Raw genomic sequence first — 18802 nt, 5'->3', positions numbered from 1 at the left:
CACCGAGGCGGGCGCCCGCCTCGGTGGGGGCCCGCCTCGGTGACGTCCGGTGCCCCGCACCGAGCGGTGTGTCAGACCATGGCGAGCCGGTCCACCAGCAGTTCCACCCGCCGCCCGGCGTCTGCGGGCGGCAGCCGTCCCGCGCGGGTCAGGGTGGCCAGCCCGTGCAGGGCCGCCCAGAACGTCTCGGTGAACAGTCCCGGGTGGACGCCGTCCCCGGCGACCTCGCCGAGAGTCTCCAGCAGCGCGGCGAAGGCGTCCTTCAGGGGCTCGGGGGTGTCCTCGTGCGCGAACGCCAGGCCGCCGTCGAGCTGGAACATGGCGTCGTAGACGGCCGGGTTGCGTTCGGCGAAGTCGAGGTAGGTGCGGGCGAGGGCCGTGACCCGCTCGCGGGGGCTGTTCGCGGCGGATGCCGCGGCCCGCAGCGCCGTGGCCATCTCGGCGGCTCCTTCCAGGGCCACGGCGCCGATGATCTCGCGCTTGCCCCGGAAGTGGCTGTAGAGGACGGGCTGGCTGTATTCGATGCGCTCGGCGAGCCGGCGGGTGGTGACCGCGTCCCAGCCCTGCTGCTCGGCGAGTTCGCGGGCCGTCGCCACGATGAGGCGCTCGCGGACCGCACGTTCGCGCTGCTTGCGTTCCTGTACCGACATGAGTGGATCCTAGCACTGCTAGACAATCGAGCGGCAGTTGCACTAGCGTTGCCTCACCAGCTAGCAGCGCTAGATCTCTGGAGGGGTCATCATGCTCAACGCACTCGAGGTCGTCACCACCGTGGTCGTCGGCGTGATGGTGGGAGTGGAGTTCGCCGTCGCCTTCGTCATGAGCCGGATCCTCAACGCGCTCCCCGACGACAGCCGCCAACTCGGCCATGCCCACGGCGGCCGGATGCTCGGCGCCGTGATGCCGGTCTGGTACATCGGCTCGCTCGTCCTCGTCGCCGTCCGGGCCGTCACCGGATGGCACCACCAGGGCACCGGGCTCGTCGTCACCGCGGGCGCACTGCTGATGCTCAGCGTGGTCATGTCGGTCCTGCTGCTCGTCCCGATCAACAACCTCAACAAGACGTGGACCCCCGAGAACCGGCCCGCCGACTGGAAGCAGCAGCTGCACCGCTGGGAACGCTTCCACTACGCCCGCGTCGCCGTCATCGTCGCCGCCTTCACCCTGCTGGTCACCGCCCTCGCCTGAAGCACCGTCCCGGCCGTCAAGTACACCGCCGAAGCAGGTTCCTCCTGCGAGGCAGCCCTGCGGACCCTCGCCGCGCAGACCCGGGGCGTGGATCCCGTACTCGCCGCGAAGGCGGGCTGATGACGTCCCGAGGGCGTTCTCCCGCAGCCGGCCCGCAGCATGCTGCGAGCCGGAATGCCGGAAGCTGCACCCGTAACGGGGCCGGGCGCACGGGCCCCGCTGTCAGAGTGGAATGGCCATCCCCGCTTCCGAAGGAGCCACCACCATGGCCCAGACCCAGAAGAACCCGCTCGCCGTCACGACCGGTGTGCTGATCGCCCTCCTGGCCTCGTCCACCGTGCTGTTCGACGGCACCGCGCGGTACGTGGTCATGGGTGTGCTCGCCGTCGGCGTGCTCTCCTGCGCCCGCGCACTGCAGCGGTCCCGCGCGTAGCCGTGGCCGTCTTAGTCGGAGTCCGCGAAGGGGGAGCACCTCCGACGCGGACTCCGCGCTCACCGGGGCCGGCGCACCTGCCGGCCCGGGCACCGTGTCGGCCCGGCGGCCGCCGGGCCCGCCCCGCTCAGATCCAGCCGCGCTCCCGTGCGAGCAGCGCCGCGTGGAACCGGTTCGACGCGTCGAGCCGATGCATCAGCGTCGCCACGTACTTGCGGTACGTCCGCACCGAGATCCCCACGTCCCGCGCCCCGTTCTCGTCCTTGTCGGCCGTGCACAGCGACTCCAGGATCCGGCGCTCCAGTTCGGTCGGGCGCTCGCCCGACACCGCCGGCCCCTCCTCGTCAGCCGCCGCCGGAATTTCCTGCGCCTGGCCCCACATCCGGTCGAAGAGGGACACCAGCGTGGTCACCAGGCCCGGTTCACGGGTCAGGAGCGCTCCCCGCTTGCTGTCGGAGGGGTCGATCGGCGTCAGCGCCGCAGCCCGGTCGAAGATGAGGATGCGCTCCAGGTCGAGGCGGGACACCCGTACCTCCGCCCCCTTGCCGACCATCTCCCGCAGATACGCCATCGTGGCCGGATCGTCCAGCGCGGCCGCCCCGAACAGGCTGCGCATCCGGATCCCGCGCCGCAGGATGCGGGCGTCGGCGGGCCGGGAGGTCTCGATGATCTCCGGCCGCATCACCCCCGAGGGCCAGGTGGTCATGGATTCCGACCGGGTGAAGAAGGTCAGCTCGTCGATGGCCGACCGCACCTGCTCGATGCCCATCAGCCGTTCCATGGGAGGCCGGTCGGCCCCCGCGATCGCGTCCGAGGTCGTGGCCGCGTCCCGTTCCGCGAGCAGCGAGGCCACGATCGCGTCCGCCGCCGCCTTGGTCTCCAACTCCTGCCGGATCCGGGCGAGCCGGGCGTCGATCAGGTGCTGCACCGCCTTGGCGGGACTGACCGGGCGCAGCAGCCCGTCGGTCATCGCGGCGAGACCGAGGTCCGTGGCCCGCCGCCGCAGGACGCCCACCGCCTCCTCGTCCAGATCGGCGTGCCGCACGAGCTGTTCGAGATCGGCGCCGCCGCTCCTGAGCAGGACGCGGTAGAAGCGTTCGTCCTCCGGATCGATATCGAGAAACGCCAGATCCGGATCCCCCATGGATTCCCCCAACGCCGTGGCCGGTCATTACCCGGCCTAGATCTACCTGTTACCCCGGGTCAAGGCTACGGCAATGATCCATTCCGCTTCCAGGTCCGGGCGCGGAAGGGGGTCGCGGACGGTGCAGTAAGTGACCTCGCAGAACGCAGCAAGCTGCGCGTGACAGCCCTCGAACGAAGCCTTTTCGAACGGCAGAGTTGTGGTCACAAGGAGCCGCCGGAAAAACACCGGAGGCCACCGGGACCGGGCGGGAAAGGCCGGATCCGGGACGGATCGCAAATCAAGGGGGAACCACCGTGATGAAGCGCCTCAGCGTCACTCTCGCCGCCGCCGTACTGATCGGACTGGCCGGTGCCGGCACCGCGAACGCCGACGCTCCGGCCCCGCTTCCCGCCCCCGGTACCCAGGTCTGCGCGCCGATTCCGGCCGGTCTCCCGCTCCCCGGCGTCTGCGTGATCATCCCGGGGCGTGACACCCACAACTGGGACTAGTACCCCGTCCCGAAGAGGACTTCCGGAAGAGATCGACTTGATCTCCGCTACAGAATTCACCGGCCCTCGCCGCGATATCCGATCTCCCTCGACCCTTCCGATCTTCAATCGTCCGGCTCCCGGGAAACGAACTCCCGGCCCCCGAGCACAAGGAGAGAAAGTCCGATGACCGCCTACTCGGTGCTCGTCCCCTTCGTCCCGAGCCGCCCCGAGCAGCTCCTGCCCTTCGCCGGGCTCGTCCACTGGACCGGGGCCGAACGCCTCTGGCAGGGACAGAGCCTGGTCACCGAGACCCACCAGGCCTTCGCCCACGCCGCCGGCGCCGGATTCCGGGTCCCCGTCGGGCTCGGAGTGACCCTGATGCCGCTGCGCCACCCCACGGAGGCCGCCCTCCAGGCCCGTTCCCTCGCGCTGATGACCGGTCAACCGGTCCTCGCCGGATACGGGCCGGGAGCCCCCGCGGTACAGAAGGCCCTGCTCGGAGCCCCGTACCGGAGCCCGCTCACCGCGGCCCGGGAGTACCTGACCGCCGTACGCGCCGCCCTCGACGGTACGGACGCGGTCCTGGACGGGGAGTACCTGCACCAGGAGGCGCTGCTCCCGCCGGTGCCCGGACCGCCCGTCGAGGTCGGGCTCGGTGTCCTGCGCCCCGGCATGGCGAGGGTGGCCGGCGAGGTGGCCGACGCGGCGATCTGCTGGCTCACCCCGGCCCGCTACCTGGCCGACACGATCGTGCCCGAGGTGCGCAAGAGTGCCGAGAGCGCGGACCGGCCGGCGCCCAAGGTGGTGGCCATGGTGCCGATCGCCCTGGCGGCGCCCGACCGGGACCCCGTACGCCTCGCCCTCGCCTCCAACCGGCACCACCTGAAGGCGCCGCACTACCAGGACATGCTCCGGCGCGGCGGCGTCGAACTCCCGGACCCCACCGGTTCGGCGGCGGACGACGAGAGCGCGCGGGGCGCGGCCCTGGTCGCCGGCGACGCCTTCCTCTACGGGGATCCCGGCGAACTCCTCGCGAAACTGGAGGCCTTCCGCGAGGCGGGCGTCGACGAGATCGTCCTCAACGTCACGGGCGTGGCCCAGCTCTACGGCGCCCAGGTCGCGAGCCGTGAACTGCGCTCGCTGCTCACGCTCCTCGGACTCGCCTCCTGACCCGAGGCGGCCCCGCCAGCCCGCTCCTCCCGCGCCCGCTCCTCCAGCGTCTGCACCTCCCGCGCCTGCACGCGCCCTCCGTCCGCATGCGCACCCCTCGACTTCCGGCCGTCGGCCGACATCCCCAGCTCCGCGTCATCAGGCGCCCGCGTCCACCCACGCACTCACGTTAGGCATGTTCATGACACTCACTTCCGTCAAGGCCCACGCCTTGCAGTGGGGCACCGGACGCCCCCTGGCCGCACTCGCCCCCCGCCCGCCGTTCACCGCGACGGTCGTCCTGGAGGACGCCGCCCACCTCGACGCCCTGCTCGGCAGCGGAGTGGCCGGCCCCGGCACCGTCGTCCTGGTTCCCGGGGACGAGCCGACCGCCGAGCCCGAGCAGCACGAGGCCACCGGCGCCCAGGTCATCGTCTGGCAGGGCTCCCTCGGCGAACCCGGCGCGGAGGCCGGCCTGCACCCCGACTTCTACCTCCAGGTGCAGGCGTACTCGATCACGCCCTACCTCTCCGTCCTCGGTCCCACCCTGGTCCGCATCGTCGAGGAAGCCGACTTCCAGGCCTTCCTGGAGGACGCCGACCGGGCCCTGAACCACGGCGAGTTCTCCGCCTTCCTGACCCACCCCTCGGTCCAGCTCGCCGACCTCGGAGCCCTCGGCGGCAAGGGCGACGGCGACGGCCCGGCCCTGCGCCTCTACGTCGCCGCCGACGGCGCCGTCAGCGTCGCCCCGGGCGCCGCCCCCCCCGGCGCCGTCGGCACCCCCGCCGCCGAACTGCACCGGGCCTGGGAGGACTCCGCCGGCGCCCTGGCCGGCGTACTCGACGAGGACCTGCGCCGCGAGCAGCTCGCCGCCCGGCCCTGGATCTCCCGCTACCTGGCCGCCGTCGGCGCCATCCGCGAAGCCGTCACCCGAGGCCTCGAACAGCCCCGCGTCTCCGGCTTCGGCGGCCGCCTCGTCCCCGCCCTCGCCGGCCACCCGGTCCCTCAGGACACCTCCGGCGACACCCCGGTCCTGCTCTTCAACGCGGAGCAGGCCCTGATCCACCACCCCGGGGACCGCCGCACCATCGCCCTCTCCCTCGACGCCGCCCAGGCCGCCGAAGCCCTGCTCGTCACCGGCACCGCCCAGGCCGCCGCCGACTACGCCGACCCGGCCACCGTCGACGCCGTCGCCGCCTACTTCTCCGGCATCGGACTGCCCCTCACCGAGTCCGCCGTCCCCCGCACCACCACCTCCGACGCCACGGAAGGAGCGACCCGCTGATGGGCGCCATGCTGCTCAGCCCCGCCGCCGCGGGCACCGGCCTCACCGGCCGCGCCGCCGAGGCCGTCGCCGAACTCGGAGACCGGGCCGTCCTGTGCGACCTCTACGACGAGGCCGGCTCCCCCGTCTACCACGACATCGCCGGCACCACCCCGCACGAGGTCCGCGAACTCCTCACCACCCTGCGCCGCATACCCGGCCCGGTCCTCGACCTGGCCGCCGGCTCCGGCCGGCTGACCTTCCCCTTCCTGGCGCTGGGCCGCGAGGTCACCGCCCTCGAACTCTCCGGCCACATGATCCGGCTGCTCCGGGAACGGCTCGCCGCCACCCCGGCCTCGCTCCAGGGCCGCTGCACCCCCGTCCAGGCCGACATGAGCGACTTCTCGCTCGGCCGCCGCTTCGGCGCCGTCGTCCTCGGCACCACCTCCATCTCCCTCCTCCCTCCGGAGGCCCGCCCCGGCCTCTACCGGTGCGTACGGGAACACCTGGCGCCCGGCGGCAGGTTCCTGCTCACCACCGTCGAGGTGGACGCCGCCGACGACGGCAGCGACGAGAGCGAGATCCTCGCCCCCGGCGAGATCACCGGCCGCTCCTACCGGATGATCGAACAGTGGACCTCGGGCAACAGCTCCCGCACGGTCACCGTCATCCCCGCGGACCCGCCGGCCGAAGGCCCCGTCCACGTCGCCACCACCACCATCGGCGTGATGCCCGCACCCCTGCTGGTCGCCGAGCTCGAAGCCGCCGGCTTCGCCATCCGCTCCACCACGCCCATCCCGGGCGGCGGCCGCCACCACGACGTCCTCCTGGAAGCCGAGGCCCTGTGATGACCACCGCCCTGCCCGCCCTGACCGGACGGGCCGACGAGACTCCCGATCACGGCCACCCGGCCCTGTGGACCTCCCTGCTCCCGCCCTCCGCCCACGGCGACGACGGCATCTGCGCCGTCTCCGCCGAGGGGATGTACGTACGGTTCGCCGACGGCAGCGAACTCCTCGACGGCGACTCGGGCCTGTGGAACGCCAACCTCGGCCACGGCAACCGGCACATCGCCGAGGCCTGCCACCAGGCCCTGCTCAACGCCTCGTACCTGAGCGTCTTCCGCTACGAACACCCCTACGCCCGGCAGGCCGCCGAGGCCCTCGTGGAGCTCTGCGGCGCCGACCACTTCGCCCGCGTCCTCTTCTCCACCTCCGGCGGCGCGGCCAACGACCTGGTCATGAAGACCGCCCGGCACTACCACGCCCTGCGCGGCGCAGAGAAGCGCAAGATCATCGTGGGGCTGCGCGGCAGCTACCACGGCCTGACCTTCGGCGGCTTCGCCCTCACCGGCGAGAACCTCGGCCAGCAGGTCTACGGGGTCGACCAGCGCCTGGTGCGCCACGTCACCCCCAACGACCCCGCCGACATCGAGAAGCTGATGCGGGTCCAGGGCTCCCAGATCGCCGCCGTCGTCGTCGAACCCGTCCTCGGCAGCGGGGCCGTCCCCCTCACCGACGAGTACCTCGAGACCCTCTTCCGGCTCCGCGAGGAACACGGGTTCCTGCTCGCCGCCGACGAGGTGGCCACCGGATTCGGCCGCACCGGATCGATGTTCGCCTCGCAGCGGTGGAGCGAACGACCCGACCTGCTGGTCACCTCCAAGGGCCTGACCAACGGCACCTGCGCCGCCGCCGCCGTCATCGTCTCCCGGACGATCGCCGACGCCTTCCGTGAAGCCGACGCCACCTTGACCCACGGCGAAACCCAGGCCGGCACCCCCGTCACCTGCGCCGCGATCATCGCCACCATCGAGGAGATGCGCCGCCTCGACGCCGTCTCCCGGGGCCGGCGCGCCGCCGAGACCCTCGGCGCCCACCTGGACCGGCTCGTCGCCGAACACCCCCTCTTCGACTCCCACGACGGCCGCGGGCTCTTCCGCTCCCTGCGCATCGTCACCGCCGACGGCGAACCCCTGCCGCAGGCCCGGGTCCTCGACCAGATCACCGCCATCCGAGCGGCGGGCGCCATCGTCCACGCCGGCGTCCACGGCATCCAGATCATGCCGCCGCTCACCGCGACGGACGCCGAGATCGACGCCCTCATGGACGCCGTACGGACGGGCGTGGAGAGTTTCGCGGGAGGAACGCGGTGAACATCGCCTGGTCCGGATCCACCCGGCTGCTCATCGGCCCCGAAGGGCTCAGCGACTGGCTGGCGGACTTCGACGACGCCCACCCGGCAGGGGGGAGCCGTCCCGTCACCGCCCTGCTCCTCGACCCGGCCGTCGCGAACTCCCGCATCACCGCCCTGGTGACCGCGGAACTGGACCGGGCGGGACACACCACCCACACCATCGTCCCCGACGGAGACGGAGGCCCGGACGAGATCCTCGCCCTGGCCCGCGCCACCGCCGGCGCCGGACTCGTCGCCGTCATCGGCGGCGGAGCCCTCCTCGACCGGGCCAAGCTCCTGTCCGTGGCCCACGAGGACGAGCGGGCCCGCGCGGCCCTGCGCACCACCGGCCGCAGCGGACTGCTCACCCTGGACCCGCGCACCCGCCGCACCCGTCCGCTGCTCGCCGTACCCACCACCGTCGGCACCGGATCCGAACTCAGCCGGGTCGCCTGCCTGCCGCACAACAGCGGCAAACGGCTCGTCATGGGCGACGCCCTCGCCCCCGACGCGGCCCTGCTGGACCCGGCCGCCACCGAGACGCTGCCCGGCGAGCTGCTGATCGAAGGAGCCCTCGAAGCGGTCTTCCGCACCGTAGGCCCCTACGTCGGCAACCTGACCGACCGCGCCGTCGAGGACGCCCTCGCCCAGACCGCCGCCACCCAGCTGGTCCGCCTCGGCGGAGCACTGGCCCGGCAACTGGCCGACGGGCAGGCCCCCGACGCCACCCTCCGCACCGATCTGGCCCGGCTGAGCGGACTGACCCAGTCCACCTGGCTCTGCTACGGCAGGGACCTGTTCAGCACCGAGGGCTGGATGATCGCCAACGAACTCTCCAGCGCCCTGGGCATCCGCAAGATGACCGCGGTCGCGGCCATCCTGCCGGCCCTGTGGCGGGCCGTCCTCGCCGGCGACACCCGGCTCGGCTCCGCCACCCGCCTGCGGGGGATCTGGGAACTGCTCCGCTCGGCAGACAGCAGCGGCGACCCGCTGCCCGCCGAGCCGGTTGCAGGCATCAGCGCCCTGATGAACCGCTGGGGCATCGCCCGCGACCTCGCCGTCACCCCGCAGCTGCTCGACGCGGTGGCCCGCAGGACCGTACGGGCCTGGGGCGCCGGCCTCCCGATGCTCGGCGGCCTGCGCGCGGCCGACGTCAACGCCCTGCTCAGCGAAGCGGCCTGAACTCCCGCGCCGCACCCACAGACTTCCGCGCCGGCCTGGCGCGGGGACCGCACCACCACACCACTCACGAAAGGACACCCGTCATGGACAACACGTTCGAGAACGTTGCCGCCGATGTGAACCACCTGGAGCTCGGCCTGCAGGAGCTCGAGGTCATGGAGGCCCCGGGCTGGTGGACGACCGGTGGCGTCGTCGTCGGCATCTCCCTCGTCTCGGTGGTCATGACCTGATCCGACCCGGATCAGCGCCACCGCTCCACCCCCCCGTACACCCACGCACAGAAGGAGTCAGTCATGAACGAGAAGTTCGAGGCCCCCGCGGCCGACGTGAACCACCTGGAGCTCGGTCTCCAGGAGCTCGAGGTCATGGAGGCCCCGGGCTGGTGGACCACCGGCGGCGTCGTCGTCGGCATCTCCATCGTCTCCATCGTCGCCACCTGATCCACCCGCACCACAGCACTCACCCACTCACCACACACGAAGGAGAACAGCCATGAGCGAGCAGAACTTCGACAACGCGGCGGTCGTCGCGCAGGACGGCCTGGAGCTGGGCCTGCAGGAGCTCGAGGTCCTCGAGGCCCCCGGTTTCTGGGAGGGCGTGTCCATCGGCATCGCGATCTCCACGGTCACCATCGCCACCTGATCCCGCCCCGGCGACCCCGCACGCAAGTGAGCGGCGCCTGAAACGGATCGATGCGGACCGGGCCCGGCCGGGAAACCCCCGGCCGGGGCCCGGCCCTCGGCACCACCGAACCACCGAACCACCGAACCACCCACACACCCGGCACACCCCGGAAAGGACGCGGCAGCGATGAGCAGCAGCAGCGACCCGGCCGTCTCGCTGAACGGCCTCACCAAGACGTACAAGGGCCTGCGCGCCGTCGACGCCCTGACCGTGGACATCCGCGCCGGCCGCGTCACCGGCCTCCTCGGCCGCAACGGCGCCGGCAAGACCACCACCCTGCGAATGCTGCTGGGCCTCGCCACCCCGACCGCCGGCACCGCCACCATCCTCGGCAAGCCGTACGCCGAACTCCCCGACGCGGCCCACCGCATCGGAGTCAGCATGGACGGCATGGGCGGCGTCACCGGCGCCACCGTCCGCGGCGAACTGCGCATCTGGTGCACCGTGCTGGGCCTGCCCGCCGGCCGCGCCGACCAGGTCATGGAGTACACCGGCCTCGACTACGCCGCCGACCGCCCGGTCAAGGGCTGCTCCACCGGCATGCGCCAGCGGCTCGCCCTGGCCACCGCGCTGCTCGCCGACCCGGAGATCCTCATCCTCGACGAGCCGGCCAACGGCCTCGACCCGGACGGCATCCGCTGGCTGCGCGCCACCCTGCGCACCCTGGCCCTGGGCGGCCGCACCGTCATCGTCTCCAGCCACCAGCTCGCCGAGCTGGAGCAGACCGTCGACGACGTCGTGATCATGCAGCACTCCCTGCGCTACGCCGGCACCCTCGACGACCTCACCGGCGACGGCGCCGTGCGCCTGGAGGACCGCTTCTTCGAGCTGGTCGACCCGGCCGCCACCGCCGTCCCCGCCACCGCGGGCACCCGTACCCCGGAAAGGAACTACTCCCGTGCGTAACCTCATCGCCGGCGAAACCCGCAAGGCCCTGACCGGCCGTGCCTGGTGGGCCCTGCCGCTCGCGGGAGCCTGGCTGTGCCTGATCACCACCTTCGGATATGTCTCCGGAGGCGAGAAGGCCATCGCCGACGGGTCCACGTCCCTGGCCGTCGGCCAGGACGTGGCCCGTTCCTGGATGATGATGTTCCTGCTGGCGGCCGTCTTCGGCGCCGTCCACGTCACCCGGGACTACGCCTCCGGCACCATGGTCCGCTCCGCGCTCCTGGCCGGCTCCCGCTCCCGCCTCTTCGGCGCGAAGCTCGCCGTCGCCACCGCTGCCGGGGCCGCCTTCGGCCTTGTCGCCGCCGCCCTCGGCGCCGTGAGCGTCTACCTCGGCCCGCTGCCCTTCGGCCTGGAGGCAGCCGCCGACGGCGAGACCGCCCTCATCCTGGTCGGCGTGTTCGCCTGCTGCACCCTGGCGGCCCCCTGGGGCGCCCTCATCGGCTGGATCGTCCGCAACCAGACCGGCGCCGTCGCCACCCTGATCGGCCTCACGCTCCTGGTGGACCCCGGGCTGCAGCGGCTGGTCCCCGAAGTCTCCAAGTACCTGCTGACCATCGCGATGAGCTCCGTCTACCGGGACGTGAAGCCGGACCTGCTCTCCCTGCCCTGGGCGTACGCGGTCATCGCCGCCTGGCTCGCCGCCGCCTTCGTCGCCGGCCGCCACCTCGTCCGCACCCGCGACATCGCCTAGAGCGTGTCCAGCGCGCCAGACCGAACCGGTCCGTCCGGCCCCGACCCACCGGACACGTCCTCACCGCCCCCTTGATCCGAGGTGCTTCCACCATGCCCGCCAAAACCGCCTTCGCGCCCGATCTGGAGCGGCCCCGCACCGCCGACGACGTGGCCGTGCGCGAACCGCTCACCGAAGACGCCCCCTGGGTGATCCAGCGCGGGGAGCACAAGCACTTCCGTACCGGCGAGGACCTCGCCCGCCTGGTCCGCCTCCTCGACGGAAGCCGCGACCACGACCAGCTCGCCGCCGAACTCGGCTCCCCCTGGACCCCCGGCCACATCGGCCGCGCGGTCCGCAGCCTCGCCGACTCCGACCTCCTGGAAGACGGCCGGCCCGTCAAGAAGCCGGCCAGGATCCGCTTCGCGGGCCCGCTGACCATCCAGTTCACCCTGGTCAAGCCCGAGCGGATGCTGCGCCGCCTCGCCCCGCTGGTCCGCCCGCTCGGCCACCGCACCGTCCTCGGCGCGGCCGCGGCCGTCGTCCTCCTGGGCGTCCTGGCCCTCGCCGCCTCGGGGGCCACGCTCGGCGAGGCGCTCTCCCGCCCGATGCCCCTGTGGTCCTACGCCTGCGTGATGCTCGGCGTGGTCGCCACCACCGCCGTCCACGAGATGGCCCACGGAGCGGTCCTCACCCATCACGGCGGCACACCCAGCCGGATGGGCTTCATGCTCTTCTACATGTCGCCGGCGTTCTTCTGCGACGTCTCCGACGGCTGGCGGCTGCCCGGCAAACACCAGCGCGTCCAGGTCGCCCTCGCCGGCATCGCCATCCAGGCCGTCGCCGCCGGGACCGCCGCCCTCGCGGCCCTCGCCGTCCCCGCCGGACCGGCCCGCGAGACCCTGCTGCTGGTGGGCCTCGTCAACTACATGGTCTGCGTGGTGAACCTGCTCCCGCTGGTCAAGCTCGACGGCTACCTCGCCCTCATGAGCCACCTGGACATCTCCCACCTGCGGGAGAAGGCCATGACCGACGCCCGCCGCGCCCTCGCCCGGATCGTCTTCGGCGGCCGCGGCTACCAGCGCGAACTGCCCGGCCGCGGCTGGTCCGTCCCGTACGGCCTCGCCTGCCTGGTCTTCCCGCTGTACCTGGTCTCCAGCGCCCTGACCCTCTGGTCCGGGATCCTGCAGCGCCTCGGCATCGCCGGCTCCTGCATGATGGTCTGCGCGCTGGGCTACCTGCTGTGGCGCCTCGGCAAGGGCGCCGCCACCCTGGTCCGCGAAGCCGTCCAGGCCGGAGCCCGCCCCGCCCGCATCGCCGCCGCGGGAGTGCTCGCCACCGCCGGACTGGCCCTGGCCGCCACCCTCGTACAGATCCCCGCCACCGTCTCGGCCGGCTACACCACCGAACCGGACGGCAGCCTCAGCCTCCTCGTCCCCCGGGGCGGCGGCGGCTTCGACCTCACCGAGGGCACCACGGTCACCCTGCGCCGCTCCGGCCTCTTCTCCCGGCCGCAGACCGGCACCGCCACCCTCGGCGAGCCCACCGGCCACGACGTCCTCGCCCCGGTCACCGCCATGCTCCCCGTCGCCAGTGACCGCCCCTGGCTGGAGATGAAGGCGTACCCGCTGCACCGCGTCACCGCCACCCCCGCGCCGAACGGCACGGACCGCACCGGCGTCGCCGAGGTCCAGGCGGGCCACCACCCGCTCTGGAAGTGGTTCGCCGTCTCCTACCTCGGCCCGCTGCTCCCCTGACTTCTCCCGTACGCCGCCCACGGAGGCCCGCCATGTCCCTGCGACACGTTGCCCACTGCCCGCCCGGCACCCCCTTCTACGACCGTCCGGCCGCGATCACCGGCGCCGACGCCTTCCCGGCGGCCACCGCCGAGGCCCCCGCCGGGTGGACCCGTGAGCCGATGGGGGAATGGACCGTACTGACCCCGCCGGGACTCGAACTCCCCGGCCAGGGCTGGAAGATCCACGTCTCGGCGACCGAGCGGACGGCCCCCGAGGTCCTCGACATCGTGAGCGCGTACTGCACCTCCCGCTCCCTGCTCTTCAAGTTCCTCACCAGCCCCTCGATGCTGATGCTGCGCAACAGCAAGTACGGGGACCGGGGCAGCAGCGGCAAGTTCATCACCCTCTACCCCCGCGACGAGGCGGAGCTGGAGACGGTACTGACCGAGCTCGACGCCCTCCTCGAAGGCCGCCCGGGACCGGCCGTCCTCAGTGACCTGCGCTGGGGCGCGGGCCCCCTCTACATCCGCTACGGAGGCTTCAAGCTGAAGCTGGGCCCCGGCCCGAACGGCGCCCCCGTGCCCTGCATCGAGGACCCCGACGGCAACCTCGTCCCCGACGTGCGCGGCCCCTCCTTCCGCCCGCCGGCCTGGCTGCAGCTGCCGCCCTGCGTGGTGCGGGCACTGGCCGAACGGAGCCGCGGCGGCTCCCTCGGGGACTTCCCCTTCAAGATCACCCAGGCCCTGCACTTCTCCAACGGCGGCGGCGTCTACCGCGCCACCGACACCCGCGACGGACACGAGGTCCTGGTCAAGGAGGGCCGCCCGCACGCCGGCCTCGACGACGCCGGCGCCGACGCGGTGGAAAGGCTGCGCCGCGAGCACGACGCGCTGGCCGCCCTCGACGGACTGCCCTGGTTCCCGCGGGTCCTGGACTGGCGCCGGGGCGCCGAACACTGGTTCCTGACAAGGGAGTTCGTCGACGGAAACGCCCTGACCAAGGAGACCGCCGAGCGCAACCCGATGCTCCACCCGGTCACCGCCCGTGACACCGCCATGCCCGTGGCCGAGTACACCGCCTGGGCCCTGGACGTCCTCGACCGCATCGAGGCCGCCGTCACCGCCATGCACGAACGCGGCCTGGTCTTCGGCGACCTGCACCCCAACAACGTCCTGATCCGCCCCGACGGCACCGTCGCCTTCATCGACCTGGAGACCACCCTCCCCATCGACGGCCACACCGGCCAGGCCATCGGCGCCCCCGGATTCTGCGCCCCCGCCGGCACCACCGGCACCGCCGTCGACCGCTACGCCCTGGGCTGCCTGCGCCTGAGCCTGTTCCTGCCGCTGACCCCGGTGATGTCCTTCACCCGCCACCGCTCCGAGGACCTCCTCGCGCAGATCGCCGCCTTCTTCCCGGTACCCGAGGGGTACGCCGACCAGGTCCGCGCCGACCTCGGACACGCCCCGGCGCCCGCCGGCGGCCCGCTGGCCACCCCCGAGCGCATCGCCACCGGCATCCTGACCTGCGCCACCCCCGAGCGCGAGGACCGCCTCTTCCCCGGCGACGCCGACCAGTTCCTGCACGGCGACGGCGGCCTCAACATCGCCAACGGCGCGGCCGGGGTCCTGTGGGCCCTGCGCGGCGCCGGGATCAGCGTCCCCGAGGCGCACCTCGACTGGCTGGCGGACGCCGCCCGGGCCGTCACCAGCCCGCGCCCCGGCCTCTACGACGGACTGGCCGGCATCGCCTGCGTGCTGCACGACTTCGGACGCACCGACGAGGCCGCCGCCCTCCTCGACCGCGCCCACGGGCTGCTGTCCACCGCCACCCTGCGCGACGGCAGCCCCGACCGCAGCCTCTCCGGCGGCATCGCGGGCCTCGGCCTGGCCCTGCTGCACCTCGGCGAGGACGCGGCCGCCCACGAACTCGCCGCCGCCCTCGTCAACAGCCCCACGCTGGAGGAACGCCCCGGCCTGCTGCGCGGAGCCAGCGGCGAGGCCCTCTTCCTGCTCGCCGCCGGCCGCGACGACGCCGCCCGCGTGGCCCTCGTACACGACCTCGAACTGTCCCGGCAGCCGCTGCCCACCCCCTGGCACCGGGTCCAGCTCGCCCACGGCGGAGCCGGGCAGGCCATCGCCGTCCACCACTACCTCGCCGCGCACCGGGACCCGTACCTCACGGCCGTCCACGACGCCCTGCGAGCCGACCTCACGTCCCAGTTCCACCCGGCCTGCGGCCTGTTCACCGGCCGCGCCGGCGCGCTCGCCGCCCTGACCTGCACGGACGACGGCTCGGCGGCCACGGCGCGGGCGCTGGCCGAACTGCGCTCCGGCCTCGAACCGTTCGCGGTGGCCCACGAGAACGACCCGGACGCCACCGGCTTCCTCGGCGACCACCTGCTGCGCCTGTCCACGGACCTGGCCACCGGCTCCGCCGGAGTCCTGGCCGCGCTGACCGCGCCCCGCACGGCCGTCCTGCCCTACCTGCCCGCCCTGGTCCCGGCGGCGGCGCCCGTCCTGGCCGCCCGCTGAAGCCCACCCCGGCAAGTTACGGAGCCCCGTATGCCCACCCACGTGACGGTCAGCATCAGCATGACCGAGGAGGCCCCGTCCTCCGCGGCCCCCGAGACCACGGCCGTACGCCTCGTGTCCTGCCTCCCCGCGTCGTGGACGGTGGTCCCCGTGGCGATGACCACCCGCTCCGCGACGCTGTCCCTGACCACCCCGGACGACACCCGGGCCCCGGCGGTCCTCGAGACCCTGGACACCGCGCTGTCGGCCCCGGCCTTCACCGGCTGGATCCGCGGCTGACCCGCCACCCCCCCGACCACCCGCAGGCCGCCCTTCCCCCACAGCGGCCTGCGGGTGCACGTCCTTGTCCCGGCCGCCGGTCAGACCCGCGGCGGGACGAGCATGCGCTCGGTGCCGAGCCTGTGGGTGCGGGTGTCCTCGTACAGGGTGGTCTCGCCGTCGCTCCACCGGACGACGAGGTCGTTCGTGAGGCCGTCACCGGCGTACTGGCCGGTGGTCATGATCACGCTGTGGGTCCAGGTGCTGCTGGGGCCGTGGACGGTCTGTGCGCTTCCCAGTCCCGCCGGGGTGGTGCCGGCGTAGGTGTCGAGCGCGCCGGTGGACCAGCGGACCATGAGGTCCCACTTCTGGTTGCCGGAGAACTGCCCGGAGGTGAGCAGGGTGGCCCCCTTCCAGGTGTCGTTGGGGTCCTTGAGCTGGTGCTCCCGGCCGAAGGTGCGGGCGCCGACCTGGGTGTAGAGGCTGAGCTCGCCGTCGGACCAGCGGACCATGAGGTCGGTGACGTAGGTGGCCGCGGCGAAACGTCCGGCGGCGATCTGGGTGGCGTACTTCCAGACGGATCCGGAGGGGGCCATCTCGGTGACGGACCCCAGGCCGTGGGAGCCGACGTCTTCGTGCAGGGTCATCCGGCCGTCGGACCAGCGGACCATGAGGTCGAACTGACGGGATCCGGTGAAGTCGCCGGCGGTCACGGTGGCGACCGGCTTCCAGCCGGCGTTCGGTGCCGCGAGCCGCCGCTCGGGCAGGAAGCCGCCCTTCCCGTCGCCCGGGAAGAGGGTCACCTCCCCGTCGGTCCAGACGACGAGCAGGCTGCTGCGGCCGCTGCCGGTGAAGTCGCCGGAGGCGATCTGCCTGGCATGGGTCCACAGGTCTCCGAGACCGGGCAGCAGGGGGCTGTCCGCGGAACCCCGGTAGGGCGGCCGGGAGATGCTGCCGGGATCACGACCGGCGTCGGCGTCGTCGTACAGGTCCTGCGCGTCCTTGCCGTACACGGGCGCGTACGTCACCCACGAGTCGTTGCCGCCGCCGTGGTAGCCGCCGGTGTTCCCGACGACCTTGCCGGTGCGGCCGGCCGCGTCGTAGTCCTTGATCCAGGGGCCGCCGGACACGCCGCCGTAGAAGCCCTTGCACCGCATCTGCATCTGGCGGAAGCCGCCCAGCCGGGTGGTGGGCACATCACAGCGGATGGCCTTGTGCTTCGGGTTGACGCTGGAGGAGGACGGGTAGCCGACGACGGTGACGTCGTGCTCGTAGGTGCTCCCCGGCGTGAAGGTCAGCGCCCCCGTGACGTTCTCGACGCTCCCCCTGGCGTTCGGCTCGACCAGGGCGAAGGCGACGTCCAGGTCGGAGACGGCGGCCTTGCTGTTCGACGCGTAGCGGGGGTCCGTGTAGACGCCGTCGGCCTTGACCCGGAAGATCCCGAACGGCTGGGCACCGGCCGCTCTGCCGTGGCGGTACTGCGGAACGAAGACGGCGTGGTTCCTCGGCTCGGCCATGTCCTTCGCGCAGTGCGCCGCCGTGAGCACCATGTTCCTGCCGGCGCTGCGGACCACACTGCCGGTGCAGGAGGTGGCGGCGTTGCCGACCTTGGATCCCTGCTCGGATCCCTGGTAGAAGAAGGTTCCCACCATCGGCATGCCGTCGAAGTAGGTGCCGGCCGGGGTGCCGGACGGAGCGGGGGACAGGGTCCTGTCCCGCGGGCCGGGCGGCCCGCCGGCGGTACCCCGGCCCCGCGCCTCGTCGACGGGCACGGCGGCGGCCATGCGCCCGGCCGTCCAGTACGCCTCTTCGGCGCTGACCCTGGCGGAGGACGCCATCGGGGGCGGGGTGGTGCCGGGCTTCGGGGTGGCGCCCGACGGGGTGGTCGCGGCCGGCGCGGGACCGGTACCCACCGCGGCCGCCATGACGCCGACGGCGAAGGCGGTGAACCATCTGGATCTCAAGGAACTCGCTTTCTGTACGGGGGGACCGCGCGGAGCGCGAAATCTGAGGCGCCGCACCGTCCGGGTGACAGGATCGTCGGCCGGTAGACAAGAAAAGAGATCACATGGGCAGGACGAAGAGCGCGGTGGGCGGGGTCGCCGCGCTGGCGCTGCTCCTGATGCCGTCGGCGGGAACCGCGTTCGGGGTCCGGACGGCGGATCAGCCCGCGCCGCTGCCCGTTGGGGCCCGGCTGTCCGCGACCCCCGGGCAGCGGCTCACGTTCACCCTCCCCGCCTCCCTGCCGGGGAAGAACGGGAACCGGGTGGTCTCCGAGATCTTCGTCGGACCCGGGACACTGAGGATGAACGATCCGGTCATCACCGCCGTGGCCACCGTGGCGTGCGACACCCCTCCGGGGGTCTACCCGGTCCGGCAGACCGGCCCCGGCGGGCCCGTCGAGGGGGCCGGGGGTCCGCCCTGGGTGACGGTCGAGGTCGCGGACGTCGGCGCGGCCGAGCGCGGGGCCTGCCCCGGGAAGGTGGCGGCCCTTCCTCCCGAACGGCCGGAGGAGCACTGGCCCGCCGGGCGCTCCTGGCCGCAGTCGCCCTGGGACGTACGGACGTTCCGGCCCGGCGACGAGGTGACGGCGACCGCCTCGGACGCGTCGGCGGGGTTCGGCGACACCCTCGCCTCGTCCGGGTTCACCGGCAAGGCCGTCGTTCACGGGGCCAAGGCGGTCGTGACGGCCGCCGCGACGATCCGCTGCGATGCCGGGCCGGGGCTGTACGAGGTCCGCTGGGCGGGCGGGGACGAGGTCTGGGCCCGCTACCGGGTGGCGGGGCCCGCCGACCCGAACCGCCCCGCGTGCCGGGGCCGGGCCGCCGAACCGGCCCCGGGGCGCACGCCCTGGCTGGTGGGCGCGGCCGCCGCCCTTGCCGCCGGCGGCGCGGCCGCCTACGCCGTGGCCCGGCGGCGCCGACGCCCCCGATGAGGGGGCCGGGTGGGCGGCGCGGAGGT

Annotated in this window: 20 protein-coding genes; 17 read left to right on the top strand and 3 right to left on the bottom strand. The window is 73.2% G+C overall.

Translation table 11 applies throughout. The features are described from left to right. Window positions 1-71: 71 nt before the first annotated feature. Window positions 72-650, bottom strand: coding sequence for a TetR/AcrR family transcriptional regulator (locus tag ABZY57_RS27595; protein WP_356516402.1), 579 nt, complete (start codon window positions 648-650; stop codon window positions 72-74). Window positions 651-741: 91 nt separating this feature from the next. On the opposite strand from ABZY57_RS27595, the gene ABZY57_RS27590 reads away from it, so the two are divergent. Both ABZY57_RS27590 and ABZY57_RS27585 read left to right on the top strand, forming a co-directional pair. Continuing rightward, entirely contained in the window at window positions 742-1188 is a 447-nt protein-coding gene (locus tag ABZY57_RS27590) for a DUF1772 domain-containing protein (protein WP_356516400.1), read from the top strand. Window positions 1189-1453: 265 nt separating this feature from the next. After that, window positions 1454-1621 carry a hypothetical protein gene (locus ABZY57_RS27585; protein ID WP_250744256.1) on the top strand — a complete coding sequence of 56 codons (168 nt, stop codon included), beginning with the start codon at window positions 1454-1456 and terminating at the stop codon, window positions 1619-1621. A gap of 127 nt (window positions 1622-1748) precedes the next feature. On the opposite strand, the gene ABZY57_RS27580 is transcribed toward ABZY57_RS27585, so the two are convergent. Then, the gene (locus ABZY57_RS27580; RefSeq protein WP_356516398.1) at window positions 1749-2765 is read right to left on the bottom strand and encodes a helix-turn-helix transcriptional regulator; all 1017 of its coding nucleotides are present in this window, start codon (window positions 2763-2765) and stop codon (window positions 1749-1751) included. A gap of 299 nt (window positions 2766-3064) precedes the next feature. Here ABZY57_RS27580 and ABZY57_RS27575 point away from each other — a divergent pair, with 299 nt between their 5' ends. From ABZY57_RS27575 to ABZY57_RS27510, 14 genes are all read left to right on the top strand, one after another. After that, entirely contained in the window at window positions 3065-3256 is a 192-nt protein-coding gene (locus ABZY57_RS27575; RefSeq protein ID WP_356516396.1) for a hypothetical protein, read from the top strand. A 165-nt stretch (window positions 3257-3421) separates the two neighbouring features. Beyond that, complete coding sequence (locus ABZY57_RS27570) at window positions 3422-4408, top strand: LLM class flavin-dependent oxidoreductase (protein ID WP_356516394.1); 987 nt, start codon at window positions 3422-3424, stop codon at window positions 4406-4408. Between the two features lie 181 nt (window positions 4409-4589). Further along, entirely contained in the window at window positions 4590-5672 is a 1083-nt protein-coding gene (mpaB, locus tag ABZY57_RS27565) for a daptide biosynthesis RiPP recognition protein (RefSeq protein WP_356516392.1), read from the top strand. Then, entirely contained in the window at window positions 5672-6499 is an 828-nt protein-coding gene (gene mpaM / locus ABZY57_RS27560) for a daptide-type RiPP biosynthesis methyltransferase (RefSeq protein ID WP_356516390.1), read from the top strand. The genes mpaB and mpaM overlap by 1 nt, the downstream gene beginning before the upstream one ends. Then, on the top strand, window positions 6499-7806 hold the full coding sequence (gene mpaD, locus ABZY57_RS27555; protein WP_356516388.1) for a daptide-type RiPP biosynthesis aminotransferase: 1308 nt from the start codon (window positions 6499-6501) through the stop codon (window positions 7804-7806). Before mpaM ends, mpaD begins: the two co-directional genes overlap by 1 nt. After that, on the top strand, window positions 7803-9008 hold the full coding sequence (gene mpaC, locus ABZY57_RS27550) for a daptide-type RiPP biosynthesis dehydogenase (protein WP_356516386.1): 1206 nt from the start codon (window positions 7803-7805) through the stop codon (window positions 9006-9008). The genes mpaD and mpaC overlap by 4 nt, the downstream gene beginning before the upstream one ends. Before the next feature lie 83 nt (window positions 9009-9091). After that, window positions 9092-9238, top strand: a complete 147-nt coding sequence (locus tag ABZY57_RS27545) for a daptide-type RiPP (RefSeq protein WP_254387522.1) — start codon at window positions 9092-9094, stop codon at window positions 9236-9238. A gap of 63 nt (window positions 9239-9301) precedes the next feature. Then, window positions 9302-9448 (top strand): daptide-type RiPP, encoded by a 147-nt coding sequence (locus ABZY57_RS27540; RefSeq protein ID WP_243336478.1) that lies wholly within the window; start codon window positions 9302-9304, stop codon window positions 9446-9448. Between the two features lie 52 nt (window positions 9449-9500). Further along, window positions 9501-9650, top strand: coding sequence for a daptide-type RiPP (locus tag ABZY57_RS27535; RefSeq protein WP_254387524.1), 150 nt, complete (start codon window positions 9501-9503; stop codon window positions 9648-9650). Window positions 9651-9818: 168 nt separating this feature from the next. Then, entirely contained in the window at window positions 9819-10598 is a 780-nt protein-coding gene (locus ABZY57_RS27530) for an ATP-binding cassette domain-containing protein (RefSeq protein ID WP_356516383.1), read from the top strand. Continuing rightward, window positions 10591-11331 carry an ABC transporter permease gene (locus tag ABZY57_RS27525; protein WP_356516381.1) on the top strand — a complete coding sequence of 247 codons (741 nt, stop codon included), beginning with the start codon at window positions 10591-10593 and terminating at the stop codon, window positions 11329-11331. Before ABZY57_RS27530 ends, ABZY57_RS27525 begins: the two co-directional genes overlap by 8 nt. A gap of 92 nt (window positions 11332-11423) precedes the next feature. Then, on the top strand, window positions 11424-13067 hold the full coding sequence (gene mpaP, locus ABZY57_RS27520) for a daptide biosynthesis intramembrane metalloprotease (RefSeq protein ID WP_356516379.1): 1644 nt from the start codon (window positions 11424-11426) through the stop codon (window positions 13065-13067). Between the two features lie 32 nt (window positions 13068-13099). After that, on the top strand, window positions 13100-15583 hold the full coding sequence (lanKC, locus tag ABZY57_RS27515; RefSeq protein WP_356516377.1) for a class III lanthionine synthetase LanKC: 2484 nt from the start codon (window positions 13100-13102) through the stop codon (window positions 15581-15583). Window positions 15584-15613: 30 nt separating this feature from the next. Next, the gene (locus ABZY57_RS27510) at window positions 15614-15862 is read left to right on the top strand and encodes a hypothetical protein (protein ID WP_356516375.1); all 249 of its coding nucleotides are present in this window, start codon (window positions 15614-15616) and stop codon (window positions 15860-15862) included. 80 nt (window positions 15863-15942) lie between these two features. On the opposite strand, the gene ABZY57_RS27505 is transcribed toward ABZY57_RS27510, so the two are convergent. Further along, window positions 15943-17805 carry a trypsin-like serine protease gene (locus tag ABZY57_RS27505; RefSeq protein ID WP_356516373.1) on the bottom strand — a complete coding sequence of 621 codons (1863 nt, stop codon included), beginning with the start codon at window positions 17803-17805 and terminating at the stop codon, window positions 15943-15945. Window positions 17806-17909: 104 nt separating this feature from the next. On the opposite strand from ABZY57_RS27505, the gene ABZY57_RS27500 reads away from it, so the two are divergent. After that, window positions 17910-18776 (top strand): hypothetical protein, encoded by an 867-nt coding sequence (locus tag ABZY57_RS27500; RefSeq protein ID WP_356516371.1) that lies wholly within the window; start codon window positions 17910-17912, stop codon window positions 18774-18776. Window positions 18777-18802: the final 26 nt, after the last annotated feature.

The sequence above is a fragment of the Streptomyces sp. NPDC006450 genome, assembly GCF_040612195.1.
In the GTDB taxonomy this organism is placed as follows: domain Bacteria; phylum Actinomycetota; class Actinomycetes; order Streptomycetales; family Streptomycetaceae; genus Streptomyces.
This window is presented reverse-complemented; position numbering and strand designations above follow the sequence as displayed.